We start from the raw sequence: 910 nt of genomic DNA on the forward strand, positions 1-910 counted from the left end.
CAGATATCGCGGCAGCATGGAGGACGTCTACCATGCGGACGCCGAGGCCTTTCGAGAGGCCCACAAGTACTTCGACCGTAGGGAAATGCTTTATGGGTTTGGTGGCGAGGCGTTGGGCGTTGACGGTGGATGGCACTCCGCCGCACGCGGCGGACAGTCTGGCGTAGGAGCGGTCACCCTTATGGTTCAGGATGAGCTCGTGAAGGCCGTTCTTGGGAAGTTTGCTTGTCATGCCAACCACTGTCATTTGTCGATCTGATTAGTGCAATCGCATACGGTTTCGATGCGCCTACTGGCAATTCTGCCTTATTGAAGTAGATGTGCCTACTAAGAAAATGCCAGCAACCGGCCGCCCCGCCTACTTGAAAGAAATGATTCACCTTATTCGAGTTGACAACATGCCTACTGGGGTGGGATGCTTTACCTATCAGCAAGAAGCAAACCCGCCTACAACAGACAGGGACAAAATGTCACCCTTCCGAACCAAATGCCGCTGGCAGAAAGGAACATACATGCGCCTCGCATCTAAAGAGCGATTCAAGACGCTCGTCTACACCAAAGAGGACATGGAGGCCATCAGAATGGGCCGCCCCGTCGACTTCCGCAAGATCAGCCAGCGCAAACTGGCCAAGCGGGTCGGCGTGCACCCCAGCTTCATCAACCACCTAGTCTCCGGATATCGAACCGACTGCACCACCGAAGTTGCTGAGAACATCGCGGAGGTGTTCGGCCTGGACGTCACCGTCCTTTTCGACCCCCAAGAACCTATTTCAAATCGTCAATCCGCCTGATTCAAGTAGTTTCCTATCTTCGAAAGGACACGCCGACATGGCAACACCAATTGCTCTTGAAGACCATTCTTGGTCGCAGGACGCCACGGACCTGATTGAACGTTGGGCCACGGAGGGAC

General features: G+C 54.6%; 2 protein-coding genes. One reads left to right on the top strand and one right to left on the bottom strand.

Annotated features, from left to right (window positions below):
* Positions 1-232: hypothetical protein (locus tag B879_RS23920; protein ID WP_238542217.1), on the bottom strand; the 232-nt coding region annotated here is incomplete at its 3' end.
* A gap of 280 nt (positions 233-512) precedes the next feature.
* On the opposite strand from B879_RS23920, the gene B879_RS23925 reads away from it, so the two are divergent.
* On the top strand, positions 513-791 hold the full coding sequence (locus B879_RS23925) for a helix-turn-helix transcriptional regulator (protein WP_007271584.1): 279 nt from the start codon (positions 513-515) through the stop codon (positions 789-791).
* Positions 792-910: the final 119 nt, after the last annotated feature.

It is taken from the genome of Cecembia lonarensis LW9 (assembly GCF_000298295.1).
In the GTDB taxonomy this organism is placed as follows: Bacteria; Bacteroidota; Bacteroidia; order Cytophagales; family Cyclobacteriaceae; genus Cecembia; species Cecembia lonarensis.